The sequence below is a fragment of the Mesorhizobium sp. WSM4871 genome, assembly GCF_055811295.1.
In genome coordinates, this window is sequence record NZ_JBVVPU010000009.1 from 153,251 (window position 1) to 170,360 (window position 17,110).

12 protein-coding genes are annotated in these 17,110 nt (G+C 59.6%); 6 read left to right on the top strand and 6 right to left on the bottom strand.

Going from position 1 to position 17,110, the window contains the following annotated elements; all coding sequences use genetic code 11:
• Positions 1–97: 97 nt before the first annotated feature.
• Genes AC0L2H_RS19685 through AC0L2H_RS19695 form a run of 3 tightly spaced genes read right to left on the bottom strand, consistent with a single transcriptional unit; the run spans position 98 to position 2,829 of the window.
• A complete protein-coding gene (locus AC0L2H_RS19685) occupies positions 98–1,735 on the bottom strand; it encodes an ArnT family glycosyltransferase (protein ID WP_473591764.1) in 1,638 nt (545 codons plus the stop codon).
• 40 nt (positions 1,736–1,775) lie between these two features.
• Positions 1,776–2,108 carry a lipid-A-disaccharide synthase N-terminal domain-containing protein gene (locus tag AC0L2H_RS19690; protein ID WP_473591765.1) on the bottom strand — a complete coding sequence of 111 codons (333 nt, stop codon included), beginning with the start codon at positions 2,106–2,108 and terminating at the stop codon, positions 1,776–1,778.
• Entirely contained in the window at positions 2,101–2,829 is a 729-nt protein-coding gene (locus tag AC0L2H_RS19695) for a glycosyltransferase family 2 protein (RefSeq protein ID WP_473591766.1), read from the bottom strand. The genes AC0L2H_RS19690 and AC0L2H_RS19695 overlap by 8 nt, the downstream gene beginning before the upstream one ends.
• 265 nt (positions 2,830–3,094) lie before the next feature.
• Between AC0L2H_RS19695 and tyrS the strand changes: the two genes are divergently transcribed.
• The 6 genes from tyrS (at position 3,095) to AC0L2H_RS19725 (ending at position 11,618) form a co-directional block, all read left to right on the top strand.
• Positions 3,095–4,348 (top strand): tyrosine--tRNA ligase, encoded by a 1,254-nt coding sequence (gene tyrS / locus AC0L2H_RS19700; RefSeq protein WP_473591767.1) that lies wholly within the window; start codon positions 3,095–3,097, stop codon positions 4,346–4,348.
• Between the two features lie 338 nt (positions 4,349–4,686).
• Positions 4,687–7,734 carry an ATP-binding protein gene (locus AC0L2H_RS19705; RefSeq protein WP_473591768.1) on the top strand — a complete coding sequence of 1,016 codons (3,048 nt, stop codon included), beginning with the start codon at positions 4,687–4,689 and terminating at the stop codon, positions 7,732–7,734.
• Between the two features lie 9 nt (positions 7,735–7,743).
• Positions 7,744–8,883 carry a YcaO-like family protein gene (locus tag AC0L2H_RS19710; protein ID WP_473591769.1) on the top strand — a complete coding sequence of 380 codons (1,140 nt, stop codon included), beginning with the start codon at positions 7,744–7,746 and terminating at the stop codon, positions 8,881–8,883.
• 61 nt (positions 8,884–8,944) lie between these two features.
• Positions 8,945–9,613, top strand: a complete 669-nt coding sequence (locus AC0L2H_RS19715) for a TfuA-like protein (RefSeq protein WP_473591770.1) — start codon at positions 8,945–8,947, stop codon at positions 9,611–9,613.
• Between the two features lie 67 nt (positions 9,614–9,680).
• Entirely contained in the window at positions 9,681–10,877 is a 1,197-nt protein-coding gene (locus AC0L2H_RS19720) for a gluzincin family metallopeptidase (protein ID WP_473591771.1), read from the top strand.
• A 27-nt stretch (positions 10,878–10,904) separates the two neighbouring features.
• Complete coding sequence (locus AC0L2H_RS19725) at positions 10,905–11,618, top strand: hypothetical protein (RefSeq protein ID WP_473591772.1); 714 nt, start codon at positions 10,905–10,907, stop codon at positions 11,616–11,618.
• Between the two features lie 33 nt (positions 11,619–11,651).
• On the opposite strand, the gene AC0L2H_RS19730 is transcribed toward AC0L2H_RS19725, so the two are convergent.
• The 3 genes from AC0L2H_RS19730 to AC0L2H_RS19740 form a co-directional block, all read right to left on the bottom strand.
• Positions 11,652–13,868, bottom strand: a complete 2,217-nt coding sequence (locus tag AC0L2H_RS19730; protein WP_473591773.1) for a glycosyltransferase family protein — start codon at positions 13,866–13,868, stop codon at positions 11,652–11,654.
• Positions 13,865–14,320, bottom strand: a complete 456-nt coding sequence (locus tag AC0L2H_RS19735) for a hypothetical protein (RefSeq protein ID WP_473591774.1) — start codon at positions 14,318–14,320, stop codon at positions 13,865–13,867. Before AC0L2H_RS19735 ends, AC0L2H_RS19730 begins: the two co-directional genes overlap by 4 nt.
• 582 nt (positions 14,321–14,902) lie before the next feature.
• Positions 14,903–16,993, bottom strand: coding sequence for a caspase family protein (locus AC0L2H_RS19740; protein WP_473591906.1), 2,091 nt, complete (start codon positions 16,991–16,993; stop codon positions 14,903–14,905).
• Positions 16,994–17,110 lie beyond the last annotated feature (117 nt).

A 17,110-nucleotide genomic window follows, 5' to 3' on the forward strand; every position in this document is an offset into this window, starting at 1 on the left:
TGTCACGGAAATTTTCGACAGACAGACGGAGCACAGCAGTCGCAGGCACCGGAGACCTCACCAGCATGCCAAGCTCGAAGCGATCATCGAAAGGCGGCTATTTCGCGATACGATAGAGACCGAGCGACAGCCTGTCTCCTGACGAATAGTTGATCCCATCGATCCGGGCGACGCGGCGCGCCGACTGCCCCGCCAGAAGGCCGTCCAGCGTTTTTTCTTCTCCGATCGGCGCCAGCGCCAGCGCGCAGGCAGGATCGGCAAGCAGATGTTGTGCAGCCCCATCGACATCGGTCAGGATCGTGTTCGTGCCTACCAAAAATACCAGGCTTGGTTCGTGATAGTCCGCGGAGGCGAGCACCGTCGTCTCACAGGGACGGTTCGCACGAACCGCAGCCTCGATCTCAGGACTCATCCAAATCGGTTTCAATGACGGCGCGATGACACCGAACAGCAAAGCATAGGCAACGCCCGCACAAATCGTAACTGCCGCGATGCGGCCGAGCGGCACTTGCAGTTGCCTGGAGAAGCCGAGATAGCCGGCCGCGAGTGCCGCGGCGGCAGCCGGAATGCTCCACCACGAGAAAGTGCCGGCAAAGTGGATGGGCGCGGCCACGCAGAGCACGGCAAGGCCCGCCGTGACCAGCACGAAGCCGAAGGCGGTCGCCCACCACAGCCAATTCTGCCAGCGCCTGAGCGGCGCATTCGCCTCTTGCGGCTGCAACGTCAAAAGCCAGCCGATCAGCAGCGCCATGCCGGGATAGGCCGGCAGGACATAATGCGGCAGTTTGGTGGGGATCAGCTCGAACAAAAGCCAGAACGGGATATACCAAGCGAGGCAGAAACGGAGCCGGGGATCATCGCGCAGACGATTGAGGGCCTGAAGCCCGGCGCCGACGGCGATCAGGCCGAAGGGCCACATGAACAGCGAATAGGTCAGCATGTAGAAGCCGGGCGGAAGCCCATGCGATTCCTCGCCCTGCGCGACCTTGCCGAGCATATCCTTGCCGACGGCCTGCTGCAGGAAAGCGCCGCCGCTTTTCCAAGTGATGAGGATGAGCCAGGGCAGCACGATCAGCAGCACGAGGGCGAGCCCCCGCGCGGCCTTCAACTTCGACAGCCAGCGCCAGTCCCGCTCGAAGGCGAACAGCACGGCGACGGTCAGCGCCGACAGCAGCGGCGCGATCGGTCCCTTGATGAGGATCGCCGCGCCCTGGGCCGCCCAGAAAATCCATGGCAGATGGCTGGCAACGGCCTCTTTGCGGCGCGAGGCCACATAGATCTGCGCCAGCGCGCCCTGCGCCAGCACGCAGCAGGCCAGCAGCATCGCGTCGGTCTTGGCGTCACGCCCCTCGAAGGCGGTCGCGAAGATCGCGGCCATCACCAGGCCGGCGGCCAGGCCGGCGCTGGTTCCGAAAAGATTGGCGCCCGTCCAGCCGATCGCCGCGACAGCGATGGCGATGCCCAAGGCGGAGACCAGGCGGTACACCCAGATCGGCGCTTCGGCGCCCTTGCCGCTCAGCGCGACGGCCGCCGATTGCAGCCAGTAGATGCCGATCGGCTTCTGGTAGCGCGAGGCCTGCTGAAAGCGGATGTCGACATAGTCGCCGGTCTCGACCATCTGCTTGGTGGCCTGGACGAAACGCGGCTCGTCGCGATCGAGCGGCGGCATGGTCGCCAGCCCGCAAACCGTCATCAGCAGGCTAAACAGGAAGAGAAAGAGGATGTTCCTGCTCATTCGGCCACCGATTTGCTTGCCCTGACGAGAGACGGATTTCTCAGTCGACCTTGCTCATCGCCGCCTTGCGCTCATTGGCGATCAGCCAAAGATTGCGGATGTAGATGAACAAGCCCAGGGCCTGGCCGGCGATGAACACCGGATCCTGGCGCTGGATTGCATAGACCAGCAGCAGACCGCCGCCACCCAGCGAAAAGAACCAGAAGGCGATCGGCACGACGCTGCGCTTGGCTCTTTCCGACGCGATCCACTGCACCACAAAGCGCATGGAGAAGAAGAACTGAGCGACGAAGCCGAGCAGAACCCAGGCGTCGAATTGCTTGACGAAAACCTGATGGAACCAGGTCGCCAATTCCTGAAGCACGTTAGCCATGCCTGATTTCCTCTGCCTTGGGCATTCCGCGGCGTCGCCGGCGCAGCCACCAGACGCCGACGAGATCGAGCGCACCCTGCAGGCCGCGGTCGAAAATGCCGTAATTCGACTTGCCGTGACGCCGCGAGCGGTCGACGACGTCGCAATGAACGACGCGAAAACCTTCCTGGATGACCAGCGCCGGAACGAAGCGGTGGGTGCCGTCGAAGAACGGCAACTTCCTGAGGATATCCGTATGGACCGCCTTCAGGCCGCAGCCGGTGTCGCGGGTCTCGTCATGCAGGATCGCGCTTCTCAGCCAGTTGGCGAAACGCGAAGCCAGTTGCTTGATCTTGCTGTCGCGGCGCTTCAGGCGCTGTCCCTGCGCCGCGCCGAATTCGGGGCCGGCCTGCCGCAACGCGTCGACCAGCATGGGTATGTATTGCGGGTCGTTCTGGCCGTCGCCATCGATCGTGGCGACGATCCCGCCGCGCGCCGCCCAGGCGCCCGAGCGCACCGAAAGCGACTGGCCGGCGGATTTCCGGTGCTTGAGATGACGCAGCGGAAACGGGCGACGCGCCGCCTCGGCGGCGAGCACCGCTTCTGTCTCGTCGGTCGAACCGTCATTGACGACGATCACCTCGAAGTCGCGCCCGGTCATCGCCGCGCCGATCTCGTCGAGCAGGAGCGGCAGGTTCGCCGCCTCGTTCCTGCAAGGAATGACGATGGATATCTCCGGCATGTCGCGTCGGGCTCTGTCACAGGATATGGCATTTGATGAATGCCGTGCGGTGCCGTTCCAGCGGGCGAAGACTGCAAGGACCCGTTGGCGCGGCGCCTCATTACGCCAGCCGAAACGATGACGCAAGCATTCGCGCCCGTCATCGCAGACGACATCCGTGCGAGCCGCAAAGCCGGTTTTCACTTTTGCTCATCGCGCTTGAGTGCTAAACGCCCGCCTTCAATACCCGAGCCACACACGGTCGGGCGCTTTCGGGAAAGAAAAAATGTCCGCCTTCAAATCCGATTTCCTGCGCATCATGAGCGAGCGCGGTTTCATCCACCAGATTTCGGATGAAGCCGGCCTCGACCAGCTTTTCGCCAAGGAGACGGTAACCGCCTATGTCGGCTACGACGCGACGGCGACCAGCCTGCATATCGGCAATCTGATTTCGGCGACGATGCTCTACTGGCTGCAGGAGACGGGCCACCGGCCGATCGCCCTGATGGGCGGCGGCACCTCGATGATCGGCGATCCTTCCTTCCGCGACGACCAGCGCCAGCTTCTGACGCCCGAGGCGATCGCCGCCAATATCGAGGGCATTAAGCGCATCTTCGGCCGCATCCTGCGTTTCGGCGATGGTCCCAGCGAGGCGATCATGGTCAACAATGCGGACTGGCTGATGAAGCTCAACTACGTCGAGTTCCTGCGTGACGTCGGCCGGCATTTTTCGGTCAACCGGATGCTGACCTTCGACAGCGTCAAGCTGAGGCTAGAGCGCGAGCAATCGCTGTCGTTCCTCGAATTCAACTACATGATCCTGCAGGGCTATGATTTCGTCGAGCTCAGCAAGCGCTACGGCTGCCGGCTGCAGATGGGCGGCTCCGACCAGTGGGGCAACATCATCAACGGCGTCGATCTCGGCCACCGCATGGGCACGCCGCAGCTCTACGCCCTGACCACGCCGCTGCTGACGACATCGTCGGGCGCCAAGATGGGCAAATCGGCCAAGGGCGCGGTCTGGCTGAACGGCGATCTCTTCTCGCCCTATGATTTCTGGCAGTACTGGCGCAACACCGAGGACGCAGATGTCGAGCGCTTCCTGAAGATATTCACCCGCTTGCCGCTGGCCGAGATAGCGCGGCTCGCCGCGCTTGGCGGTTCCGAGATCAACGAGGCCAAGAAGGTTCTGGCCACCGAAACGACTGCCATCGTGCACGGCCGCGAGGCAGCGCAACAAGCCGAGGAAACCGCGCGCAAGACGTTCGAGGAAGGCGCGCTCGCCGAAACGCTGCCGACCGTCGAGGTCGGCCGGGCCGATCTCGAACGCGGGATCGGCATCTTGTCGCTGCTGGTCACCGCCGGCCTTGCCGCGTCCAACGGCGAGGCGCGGCGGCATATCCAGGGCGGCGCCGTGCGGTTGAACGACCAGCCGGTGTCAGATGATCGCAGGATGGTGACGTCTGAGGATATAGGCCCGGAACAGGTTGCAAAGCTGTCGCTCGGCAAGAAGAAGCATGTGCTGGTGCGGCCGGTCTGACGAGAGCCAGATCCGTCTCGATAGAACTTAGTCGGCTAGCTGCGGCCAATGGCCGAGATGGGTGGAATATTGCCATTCATTTCATCGGAACGAGCAGGTAGCGCCGCGCGGCCAACGTACAGTGGACATTGAACTATAGCGTCTGATGCCGAACCTCCGCGGACAATGAGCCCTGAGCCGCATGTCACAGATCGCGTCACAGGTTCCTTTGTCGAGCGGCGTCGTTTTTGATACTATGGCGGGACGCTCAGTGAGGGCATCAGCGCATGGTAGATAGTGACCGAACGGGGTCGCATCCAAACGCAGCGTCCGGCGATGATGTGCGTCATGGGCGACGTTTGCTGACAGCGCTTTGTTACGACTTGGTTGGATCGACCGAACTGCTTGGCCTTCTCGATATCGAGGACTTCGAGGATCTTGTATCTGACTTCCAGCACTCGGTTAAGCAGGCGATCATTTCTTGCTCAGGCATGCTCCGCGTCGAAGTCGGCGACGGCGGCGTTGCCGTGTTTCCTATCGATATCGGTGATCACGACGCAGCCTCGCTGGCCATTCGAGCCGGGTTGAAAATCATCAACGCGTGTCAGCTCCTGGCGCTGCGAAAGGGGCGAAGCGACCTACATGTCAGGGTCGGTGTCGCAACGTCGATGACGCTCATCCAGAAGGGCGACGTCACCACAGGCCAGGAGAGCATCACCGGTCCAGCCTTCGCGATGGCGGCCAGACTGCAGGCGCTCGCAATGCCCGATACTGTCTATGTGTCCGACGAGACGCGTGAGCTGGCCCGGCGTTCCCACGCTTTTCGTCCGTGCGGTTCCCACACCATCAAAGGGTTCGCAGGACCGAAGCAGATCTGGCAAGCCCTGAATCACAAGCGCGAAGTCGACCGCTTTTTCGCCTTTGGCCGGATGACCAGCCCATTGGTCGATCGTATCGACGAGTTCGCCTTGATCCGTAGCTATTGGCAAGATGCTGTTGCCGGGCGCGGTCAAGTACTCCTGATCGAGGGAGAAGCCGGCATCGGCAAATCCCGCATCGTGCACGAACTTCGCAGGCAGACACATGTGCAGCGCAACAAGCTGCTCTTCTTTCAGTGCACACCGGGCGACTCGCATTCGACGCTGCACCCCTTGCGCCAGACGATGCAAGCAAAGTCGGGAGATCACGACAGTTCGTTGACTTCGAAACGCGTGGCCAGGGTTTTTTCCGTGCACGACATCCGGGACCCGGTGGTTGCTGGTCTATTTTCTTTCCTCCTCGGCGCGGAAGGAGCCGACCCGGACTTCAATCACATGCACCCTGAACCCCTGCGGGAGAAAGCCAACTGGGCAATAGGCCAGGCCATGGAGGCCATGTGCGCCGGCGGCCCGGTCATGTTGATTGTCGAAGACATTCATTGGATCGACATGCCCTCGAAGCAACTGATCACCGAACTTGCCAAACACCTCTCGGGCTGGCGGGCGATGCTCATCGCAACGACCAGGCCAGGCGTTGGCGGCTGGCTTCAGCGCTATGGCAAACACGTCCTGCTGAAACCGCTCGAGCACGCTGACAGATTGCGTGCGATCGAGACGATGTGGCCCCAGGGGAAAAGGGCCGCCGATCCGGAACTGGTCGAGCTGGCGGAGCGCGTTGCAGGCGGCGTACCCCTGTTCATCGAAGAGGTCTGCCAATGGATGGCTGAGACGACCGACATCGAACAGCTGCCTCAAAGTGCCTTGTCGGGTCGAACTTCGGTCTTCGAACGTGTCCTCAGCGCGCGGCTCGAAGCGCTTGGTGCGGCCTATGAGGTTGCCCGTGCCGCTTCGATCGCCGGCAATTTGTTCAGTCTGGATCTCCTTGCAGCCCTTCTGCCCGATTTCGCTCGCGTTGCAATTTCCGATGCGCTCGACACGCTTGTGGATGCTGACTTAGCTGTTCGAGCCTGGAATGTGGGTGGCGCCGCATACCGCTTCCGGCACGCTTTGATTCAGGAAACCATTTACAACGGCACGCTCAGAAAGCGCCGTCAGATCTTGCATCACCGGCTGCATGCCGCCGTGATCGGCAATCGCGGCCTCGCCGGCTGGATGACCACGGCAGCACTCGCAACACACGCCGAACGCGCAGGTCTCCTGGAAGAAGCAATAGCGGGACTTGTCAGCGCCGGTGTGGAAAGCTCGTCGCGATCGGCGATGACGGAAGCCAGGCAATTGCTTGAGCGCGCCCTAGCGCTCTGCAAGCAACTTGCTGATACCAGCAGCAGGCAAGACGAGTTGCAGCTCTCGGCAGTGGTGGCCCTCGGCCCCGTCCTCACCGCCGTCGAAGGCCCGAATTCGGAAGATGCTCGCAAGCTTTATGACGAGGGCGTGACCATCGCACGGCGGCGCCCTGCCGCAGAGCGCGCCAAATGGTTTCCGATCTACTGGGGATGGTGGTTCACGGGTTCGGTCGTCGACGGCGAGCGTGCGCAGGCCATTGTGAACGATCTACAGGAGGTCCAGGATTCCGAAGTGCAGTTGCAAGCGAGACATTGTCTCTGGGCAGTCGACTTTAACAGGGGCAGCCACGATGGCTGCATTGAAGCGGTGGATGCCGGTTTGCCGCTCTATGACGTCGAACAGGGGCATGCGAATGCCACGCGTTTTGGCGGACATGACGCCAAGGTTTGTGGGCTGGCGCATCGCGCTCTGTCGCTATGGTTCAGCGGCCGCGCAACCAGTGCGCTTGCTTTTATGGCGCAGGCCAGACAGTGGGCGAAGCACACAGGCCATGCCAGCAGCATCGCTCACGCCTCGATAAACGAGGCTATGTTGCATTCCTATCGCCGTGATTTTGGGAGCCTGCGCGTCGTTATTGCCGACTTGCGCAGACTGACGGAGATCCATCATCTGCCTTCCCTCAGAGTCTCCGCCCAAATTTTCGAGGGATGGTGCGACGGCAATACCGGGGAGATCAAACGCGGAAAAGATAAAATGCGCCAGGGGCTCGGTCTGCATGGCGAGGTTCAGACTCCCGAGGACGAGCCGGTCTATTGCGGGATGTTTGCCGAACTTTTGTCTCGCTCGGGTGATGTCGACGAGGCGCTGGCCCTGTTGCATTCGGCGATCGTTCAGGCGGAAGCGGGCGGCAGCCGCTATTGGCTTGCCGAACTGCATCGCCGGACGGCGAGAATTCTTGTCCAGAGCAAGGCTGGCGCCGACCAGGCTGCCGCTGCGTTCGAGCGATGTCTGGTAACTGCGGCTGACCAGAAAGCCGTTCCAATCATGATCGCCGCATATGAGGATCTCGAGAGGTCTAATGTCTCGCAGCCTCTGCTCAGCCAGTTTGCCAGCCGCGTGACGGCCGAGGAGGCTTCGCTCGAACCCGGGGAGCCGCTATTCGTAAACCCCGAACCCGCCCCTTGAGGTGCCGCATTGGATCAGTATCAGCGCCTTGGTCCATCTGCGAACGAAGCGCTGGCGATCCTCATGGCAGCCCGCGACGGCTTGGGAATCACCCGAGTGGCCGACATAACCGGCCTCGATCGCATCGGCATTTCGGTGGCGCAGGTGACGCGGCCCTTCTCCTTGTCAAACGCGGTTTCCCAAGGCAAGGGCGCCGACATGACTGGCGCGGCTATTTCGGCGCTGCTTGAAGCCGCGGAAAGTTTCTTTGCCGAACGCATTGATCGTTTCGAGCTCATCTCGGCCAAGGCGCGCGCGCTTGATATCGCCGCGGAACGATTTGCGAAGCACGTTCGGGCGACCGCTCCGGTCGATTGGCCCGACACCAAACTGGCGTGGATCGCCGCCGAAAATCTCATCGATGGCAGCTCAGCCTGGGTGCCGCTTGAACTGGTCCATACAGCCTATATCTGGCCGCCTGACAGGAACGACGGCGTTTTCTGGGGCACGACAATGGGACTCGCAGCGGCCCTCCATGAGGTCGACGCCATTGTCCACGGGATATTGGAATGCATCGAACGTGATGCAATCGCCCACTTTCAACGCGCCCACGGCTTCCTTCAACTGCAACGCATCGACCCGGCTTCCATCAAGGATTTGAGGGTCATCGATTTGTTGGATCGCATGGCGCAGAAAAATCTGATGGTCGGTCTGTGGCTTGCTCCATCGCCAACCGGTGTACCGGTCATCCTCTGCCACCTCATGGAGACAAATCCGCGCGAAACGGCCTTGCTTCATTTGCCCACCGAAGGTTCCGCGGCGGCATTTGATCCCGCCGCAGCAATAGTCCATGCCGTCCAGGAAGCTGTGCAGGCCAGGCTCGCTGCAATATCGGGCGCTCGCGACGACCTTACGCGCGCGACCTATCACAGATATCCTGATTGGCAGATGATCGATGCGCACCGGCGGCTGATTCATGAAGGGCCAGGAAGAATCCATTGGCCAGATCTGCCAGTCTTGGCCACCGCAACTTTGCCCGGCCTTCTTGCCGACCTGGAACGCTGCGGCATCGATGCCGTCAATCTTGTGCGCCTGGATACCAGCCCTTTCGAGCATTTTGCCGCGGTAAAGGTCGTGATGCCGCAGCTGTTTCCGCTGCTGGGTGGTTAGCCAGATGCGGCCGACTCTTGTGTTTACCGGCCCAACGCTATCGCACGCCGAAGCAGGTAGGTTGGCGGACGTTGTGTGCCTTCCGCCGGCGGTGCAAGGTTCCATTGTTGCTGCCGTACAGCATTTCGATCCCGCTGCCATTTTGATTGTCGACGGCGGGTTCCAGTTGGAGCCGGCGGTTCGTCACAAGGAAATCCTCTGGGCGGTCGGACAAGGCATCCCTGTTGTCGGCGCGGCTAGCATGGGTGCCCTGCGGGCGGCGGAACTCCATCCCTATATGCGTGGTGTCGGCCTCATCTATCGATGGTATCGGCGTTTCCCCTTTGCACGGGACGACGCCGTTGCCGTTCTACATGGTCCGGAAGAAGCCAATTTCTGCCAGCTCACGCACGCCCTGATCGACCTGCGCAGAACGCTTCGCAACGCGCTCAGACGAGGCCAGGTCGCCAAGAGCGAAGCCGAAAAATTCGAAAAGGCCGCTGCCATCTTGAATTTCCGCGACCGCAGCGTGATCAGCATGATCCGCCATGCTCTGCCGACTTCGAACGACGACGAGATCGCTGCGTTCGGCAAGAAACTTTCAAGCGCTTTTGTGTCGCAAAAGAAAGATGACGCGCTCGCTGCGATGCAGCTCCTGCGTGCTGGCCTACCGAAGCCAGGACTGCTGCGTGATTTCAGAATGACCGTCGCCTTCAAGCAGGATTTGGACGACGCTGGCATCGAGATCTGATGGCCTTGCCAGGCAGTTAGCAGGGCTGCAATTTACGGCAAGCTCGCGTCATGCTAGCATGGTTAACATGAGGGAGGCCGAGCTTGGGGATGCTCGAAACGCCAGCCACGACAGTATGTCAGGCGGGACTCGTTTTCTGCTGTTCCCTCAAGCGCCCCATGTTTCCGGATACGAAAGACCTGAAACGGTGTGGCTCTCCACACCACCCGGACAAGTTCGTGCCGGTCCGGAAGATTCTCGGATGTATGTGCGCGATCCCATCCTTGAAAAGCAGCCCTACGAGTTTCCTTATCTTCCGCCATTTGTCGGCGACGTTGTTGCCCCGGCGGAACCTGACTATGAGGGGCACTTCGACCAGATCCCTGTTGGGTCGCGGCAATTCCTGGCGGCGCATGCCTTTGCTTCGGTCAGCCGTGTGCTGGACATTTGGGAAAGCTATGTCGGCAAGCCCGTCGCGTGGCACTTCGCGGACACCTATGAGCGCCTCGAGATCATTCCCCTGGTCGATTGGGAAAACGCGCAGTCCGGCTATGGCTTTCTCGAACTGGGTCGTGAATTCGAAGATTCGGCGCGCGGGCATCCCTACGCATTGAACTTCGATGTGATCGCCCATGAGGTTGGTCACGCGATACAGTTCTCCCTTTATGGCATGCCATGGAACGGCCTCGCTGCCGGAGATTTCGCGACATTTCATGAAGCCAGCTCTGACTTGATCTCGCTGATGTCCTTCCTTCATTTCGACAGCGGCATGGATCGGCTCCTGCGGCATAGCCAAGCCAACCTTCTTGTCCTCAATGAATTGAATCGCATTGCGGAACTGACCGGCGACCGCCAGCTCCGGCTGGCGAGCAATGCCCGCAAGATGTCGGAGGTCAGCGCGGAGGTCCACGACCGGTCGCGGCCCTTCACCGGCGCCGTGTTCGACACGCTGGTCGAAGTCTATCATGCCGGCCTGGTGCAGCAGGACCTTGCCGACGCGAGACTGCTCGGAGTGGACCTCAAGGATATTGATGCATCGGCGATAGACCGCATCTCAGCCTATACGGCCAGGGCATACCGAGCGCGTCCGTTCCTGTTCAAAAGCGAATTGGTCAGGGCGCGTGACGAGGTTTGCCTTGCTCTGGCGCGGGCCTGGGTCTTGCTCGATCCCAACGACCTGACATTCGCAAACGCTGCCGAAACCATCCTCGACACGGCCGATCGTGTCAGCCCGGCTCTGGCCAAATCCTTCGAAGGCAATTTCGTTTGGCGAGAAATCTTGTGACTCCGTGAAACTCAAGAGGAGAACGACATGAGCGATTTCCACAGGCCAACACTAACCTATCCAAACGAGGCATACAGCGCGACGCAGGTCAGGCTCTACGGTATCCCTGGCAATTCGGGCGTCTTTTTCCCAAACAACCCTCATCCAGTTGGATCCAGATCTGGCATTGAGGTCTCTGTCACGGCTTCGGCTGGCACTGCTGCGCAGGACACGGCTGCAAACCAAAAGGTCAAGGCAGAGTTTGCCAAAGTTGAAAGGCAATATCACGATGATCCGTTGGAACTGGCCAATCATTTGCCCTTCCCCTTTCCAATTCCCGCGGGATATTCCGCACAACTAGAATTAGACATGAAAATTGGCCGGCTTGTTATTTCTACTGCCGTATTATTTTCGGAAATGCAGCAGAAGCAAAAAAATATGACGGCCGGAATAATTGTAAGTTATTCTTTTGAAGGTCATTGTTATGATTTGCCAAAGCCGAAAATTATGCTTATTCCAGCTGAGCCCCGGGATATACCACCGGACGATTGCGGGTATGATAGGAAAAATAGCACAACGCCAAAGATCGATCGATACAGGCTATGGATTGTCGACAAGCTTGACGAGTGCGTGGAATTTGAAATGAATCAAGGCTTTATCGAACAATTGGTGCTGGATGCGAATCTGCCCGGGAAACGCTCGCCCGCCGGATATGCGTCGAGGTTTATGATGGGTCATCGTTCGGGCCGGCTAAACGACTAGTCTAACAGAAATTTGCTCAGCTCAGCCGCGACGTCAGGCACCTTTGGTGATGTCCCAGTCGGTTCGTAGAATCCTGGCGTGGTCTTCGATGAAGTCCGCGATCTGGTCGGCGCCGTTGGTCCAGATGATAGAACTGCAGCGCGCTGCCACGCTGTCGCGCTCGGTAGGGTCGAGCAGCCGCTCAACGAAGCTATCGACATGTGGGAGGCCATGGTCGCGCCGCATCAATAGGCCAAAACCGCCGAGCTCGGCCCAGCGGGCGCGGTTGAGTTGCAGGTCCATCTCGTCGGCCTCGTTGGGCACAAACAAAGTCGGGACCGCACCAAGGATATTCTCATGGAAAGTGTTGTAGCCAGGCGCGACGACCGCGGCGTCGAATGCGCGGCTATAGCGGAAACTCGGGAACAGCTCGACAATCCGATGCCTCGGACCGACCGGCTCGTCGGGTGCGAGATCGGCGCGGATCGGCGAGCGGATATCTAGCACCAGCGTATCCGGACGGTCGAGCAGAGCTTTAAGAACGCCGCTGCGGACGCCGCGCATGTCGAAATTGCTGCCTGAGCCGAGTTGCAGGGCGACGACGATCATGCCTTCCGGCAGGTCGAGGAACAGGCGCGCGGCTGTGCGCTCCAGGCGCTCGTTGGGTTCCAGATGCAGGACGGGCGGGACCAAAAAGACCTTGTTGCGCATCTCCTTGGTCGGGCCGTGATCGAACTCGTCCGCCAACTCTCCCGGCTCTATCACGGCGTCAAAAGCGTTCTCCATCTCCAGGAACCGTCGGTGCGATTCCCTCCACATCGGCCTGCGCACCCAGATCGAAAACAGGTTGGGGTCCATGGCCAGCGCTGCGACGATACCGTCGAACACAGCTGTCGCGTCATAAGCAAATACTGCAGGGCGCAGATGACTGATCAGGTCGAATAATTCCTCGGCAAGCACGTCGTTCCAGTCCTCGGGCGCGGCATCGATGCCGCGGTGATGGGTTAGGAAGTGGGCGTGATAACCCTCATTGGCTGCAATTTTCATGGCGTAGGACATCGTCGCAAAGACGGGCTTCAACCCCTCCGGCAACCGCTGTGCGACAGCCATCTGCTGTGCAAGATGCCCTATTCCGATGCCGTTGGTGGATGCAAACAGCACGTGACGTATCGGCAAAGGCTGGATCATCGACGCTCGCTCGACTGCCGAATCTCGTGGTCTGGCAATGCCGAACAACCTCTCAAGGCGTTGCTGGAAGAGGTCGGCTGAATGGTGTCGAGAAACGAAATCACTGGCCAAGGCCGATTGCCGAGCGTAGGCCTCTACATCGTTGATGAATTTGTCGATGACCCCCTCAACATCGCTCGGCGCCGCATAGACTGCTGCGTCACCGAATAACGGCTGGAAGTGTGTGGGGAGAATCGTGACGAGCCCTACCGCGAGCGCTTCGAGGATGGTGCGGCCAAAAGCCTCCGACCAGGAATCGCTATGATAGTAGACATAGAAATCGAGCCCTTGGAGAAACTCGGGGATGCCGGTCCATGCAAAGGGTTGTATTTCCCAGTTGGTCGGCAGCTGGCCATAAAGTTCCTCGAGGAAGGAATCGCCGCCCAAAATCCTAACGGTGTAGCGTGATCGATCTGCTGGGTAGATGCGCAGCACATCGGCGACGCTGCCTGGCCATTTCAATTTGTCCGGACGGGCATGGCGGCCAATCACCACGGGATTATGCGGTGGGCCATCTGCCCTGCGAGGCCAGTCGCCGAGATCGATCAGATTGGTCCAGTCTTCTGGCAAGAGTTCGGCGCCCGCAGGCAAACGACGGGGCAAAGCATCGCGAACGATGGCGCTGACGGGGGCGAGCAAAACATCGACGCCAAACGCCCAACGGCAATTGTTGATGATGCGCGCTAGCTCATATTGCACCTTGCCTAGCCGGTCGACCATAGGATGATGGAGAACCATGACCAGGTGTTTGGCCCGGATGCTGATCCGCCTGGTGACGCGGTTGGACATTATCGTCGGGTGGTGGAGTAGGACAAGATCGGCCTCGACCTTCGTTTCCGGGTCGATCCGTTCTGTAGCGCCACCATCGAGCAACGCCCGCAAGCCGGGATGCATTGGGTAGGGATGATCCAGCAATGGTCCCTTCACTGCCAGCAAGCCGGTCTTGAGACCCGCGCGGGCGGCCGCTTGGATTTCAACCGCGAGCGCCGTGGACGTGCCGCCTTCGAAGCGGACATCGGCGATGAACAGAATGTCCAGCTTCATGACTTGGGAGTATCCGGCGCCTTGCGGACGGTTGTCGCTGGCGCCGCTTCCAGGAAAGTGTCGATTGTCGTGCCGTAAGCCAGGACACGGCGGGGGTGCCATTTTGCAAGAAGGAGCCCCCAGCGCTCCCGCAAATAAGCCTGCCAGGGCATGTCGGTTGCGTGCAGCCGCTGTTCTATTAAAGGGGGCAGATACTCGAAAATTACGCCGTGACGGCGGAACATCGTGAAGTCCGGATTGTTGGTCAGATAAATGAGCCTATCGTTCTTCCCCGAAAGCTTGCGCTTGGTGGTGACGATGATTTCTTCGAGATGATCTGGATTTACATCAAAAGTTGTTATAATAATAGTCGAAATTGCTTCTTTCGATTTGTATATATAAATATTCCCCGAGTTTTCAACTTCCTGCTTTTTCTTACCCCTTCGAAGGAAAAGTTCTGTGAGTTTTCTCATTGATTGGCGCTCACTTTAGGTATGCTTAGCCTACCAATGACGATTTATGCGTTTCAAACGTTCACGCTACGCGGCGCGCCGTGTCTGGCGTTCGCTGTCTCGAACCAGTCTAGTAGGCGGCTTCGTCAATTTGCAAGGCCGGCGCATTCGGCCGCGTGGCCTTGACTGTAAGGCAGTTCGCGTATTTCTTGTTCTGGCGTGCCGTTGGAACTTCCTGATGCTGGGCAGCGGCCGTTCTACTTCGGCCAAGTCTTGAGGAGCGACGCAAATGGCAAGATCGCTGCTGTCACGGATGGCTTCGGCTGCCGCTCTGGTCTCCACTTCAGTCATGCTGAACGGCTGCGGGACGATTGCAGGGAGGCCCATTAGCTGCCTTTTCGTCTCGGACGGACGGTGCGCCAAGGTCACCAAGGCGAATGCGCCTCGACCCGACCAATCGGCGCCGAAGCGCCGCAGTTCCCAATATTGATTTAATCGTCTTTTCGGCGGCATTGCCGGGAGCCGTTATAAATGTTGGCTTATGGCTTCCGACAATCGGTAGTGACGCAAGCATTTCGAATTTCGTGTAATATCGGTGAGATGTTACGGTCCATTCTGTTTGATAAATAGTTCAACTTCTGTGTCTATTTTTGCTCGAGTTGCGCGGTTTATTTTCTCAGCGATCTCTGCCTTTGCCTGTTCCCCCTGATCGGCCCGCAGCCTCGCGGCGAGCGAGGCGTTGAAATAAGCCCGTTGCAGGTTGGGCTTGCCCCCGGTGAATACACCGTCGCGATGCCCCCACGCGAGACGGACATAGGCGTACTCATTTCCCCTGTTTGCGGAAAGCTCAAGGAGGGTCAGGGCGCGGCGAGGATCGGCAGCCAGCTTGCGGTCGCCCTTCAGATATAGCTGTGCCATAAAATAGGGCGCGTACCTGTTGCCCATTTCGGTTGCGCGCTGCAACAGGTCGAGTCCTCGTGGCACGTCCTTTTTCACGCCTTCCCCCGCGAGATAAGACTGTCCCAGATTCGCCATCGCATCGATCTGGCCGGTGTCGGCTGCTGCTGCATACAACGAGGCTGCTTGGACGAAGTCTTGCTTGACGCCGGTGCCGAGGCGGTATGCGTCGCCGAGTGCGGTGATCGCATTCGCCCAGCCGCTTGATGCGGCCAAGCGATACCAAAGAACGCCTTCCTCCGGCAGCTTTGGCACGCCCTGGCCGGCAATATAGGCTGAGCCGATGTCGGTCCTGGCCCTGAGATTGCCAAGCGCAGCCGCCCGAACGTAAAAGTCGAACGCACGACCGTAGTCGATCTCGCGCCCCATGCCGACACGTGCCATATAGCCCATGTTTATGAGCGCAGCACTGTATTGCTGCTTGCCGGCAAGCTCATAGTAGTGCTCAGCCCAATCGTAGCGCCTGGCAATTTCCAGAACACGCCCGAATTGAAACTGCAGGCGCGGGTTGTTGATGTCGGCTGCAAGGTCGAAGCCGCATGCCCTGAGCGCATCGCGAACGTTGACCAGCCCGTTGGTGACGCCTGGGACAGAACGCTGTGGGTCGTTGGGATCTGCCGCATAGAGGTCACAATCCGTCACGAGCGCCTTCATGCCCTTTTGAGTGTCGGGCAAAACCGATGGCCATACACGAAACGTTTCACTGACAGCGCGTTCTCCTGCCTGTTGGAAAACAAACTCGGCGCTAGCCGTCTGGCTCTCACCGACGACCAAGATCTCGTCCTCGATTGAAGCTGATCTCAGAGGGCCGCTGACGAAGGCGCCGCGCTGGGAAAGCGACGCCAGTTGTACCTTGCTCTTCTCCGTTGCCTCTGGCGCAAAGCGGCTCTGCGGAAAGACGTTTGCGAAACGGCTAAAATCGTCCGGGTTGGGGCTATCCTTGATGAAGGCCCACAATACCGCGTCGATGGTCAGGCCGCCGCTTGTCTCAACCGGCGCCGGCGCCCCGCTGACACCTGCGCCATCGTGCTTGAACACAAATTTCGTCTCAATCGAACCGGTGATCCAGGGTATCTGAAACCCACCCGTTGCCTGGCGGACGTCGCCTCGCACCGTCCTGAACGTGTCGTAGACATCGAGGTCCGGCGTTTGCAAAGCGTTGGCGAGGGCGGAGGAATATGGGCTGTTTATGCCTGTGCCATCATAGGCGACTTCTCCAGCGCTTGTCGCGAAGGCAATAAGCACCTGGCCGCTTCCCGATTCTGTGTAGGCCAGCCCCTCGCCCAGCCCCTTGTCCTTCGCGGCAGGGTTACTTCGGCAGGCATCGAGGATGAAAAGCTTCACGCCAACCGGGTCGTCCTTGACGATATCGATGAGATCGTTGAGCCGCATCGCATCGGCGACGATTTTCTTGGCGGAGGACGTGGCGGTGTCGACCGGCAGCAGCAGGTTCTGACGATCGAACTGCAGTGCATGGCCGGCATAGTAGAATATCGCCATGTCAGCACCCACGAGATGCGCTGCAATCGCGTCCTTCAGGTCCTTGGTGGCAGCCTTTTTGACGTCGTAGAAAAGCAGCACATTGAAGCCGAGCTCAGTCAAGGTATTGGCAATAAGCTTGGCGTCGTTGCGGGGGTTTGTAAGGGGAGCGAAGGCGTAGTCACCGTTACCGACGACAACGGCCGCGCGTCTCTCGGCTTGGGCCTCAGCGAGCCAAAGCAGGCCGAACGCGGCCATGAACGCGAACAGGAAGCCTCGCCTCAAATGATTGGAAAGCACTGTCGCAACCTGCCTTCTCAGCGTTCTTCCAAGGGAAGAAACCACCCAATCATAGCCCGAACAATCGCAAAATTT

Bases quoted from the DNA above. Each gene is read 5' to 3' on its own strand.
- AC0L2H_RS19685 (WP_473591764.1), bottom strand. From the start codon at position 1,735: ATGAGCAGGAACATCCTCTTTCTCTTCCTGTTTAGCCTGCTGATGACG.
- AC0L2H_RS19690 (WP_473591765.1), bottom strand. From the start codon at position 2,108: ATGGCTAACGTGCTTCAGGAATTGGCGACCTGGTTCCATCAGGTTTTC.
- AC0L2H_RS19695 (WP_473591766.1), bottom strand. From the start codon at position 2,829: ATGCCGGAGATATCCATCGTCATTCCTTGCAGGAACGAGGCGGCGAAC.
- tyrS (WP_473591767.1), top strand. From the start codon at position 3,095: ATGTCCGCCTTCAAATCCGATTTCCTGCGCATCATGAGCGAGCGCGGT.
- AC0L2H_RS19720 (WP_473591771.1), top strand. From the start codon at position 9,681: ATGAGGGAGGCCGAGCTTGGGGATGCTCGAAACGCCAGCCACGACAGT.
- AC0L2H_RS19725 (WP_473591772.1), top strand. From the start codon at position 10,905: ATGAGCGATTTCCACAGGCCAACACTAACCTATCCAAACGAGGCATAC.
- AC0L2H_RS19730 (WP_473591773.1), bottom strand. From the start codon at position 13,868: ATGAAGCTGGACATTCTGTTCATCGCCGATGTCCGCTTCGAAGGCGGC.
- AC0L2H_RS19735 (WP_473591774.1), bottom strand. From the start codon at position 14,320: ATGAGAAAACTCACAGAACTTTTCCTTCGAAGGGGTAAGAAAAAGCAG.
- AC0L2H_RS19740 (WP_473591906.1), bottom strand. From the start codon at position 16,993: ATGGCCGCGTTCGGCCTGCTTTGGCTCGCTGAGGCCCAAGCCGAGAGA.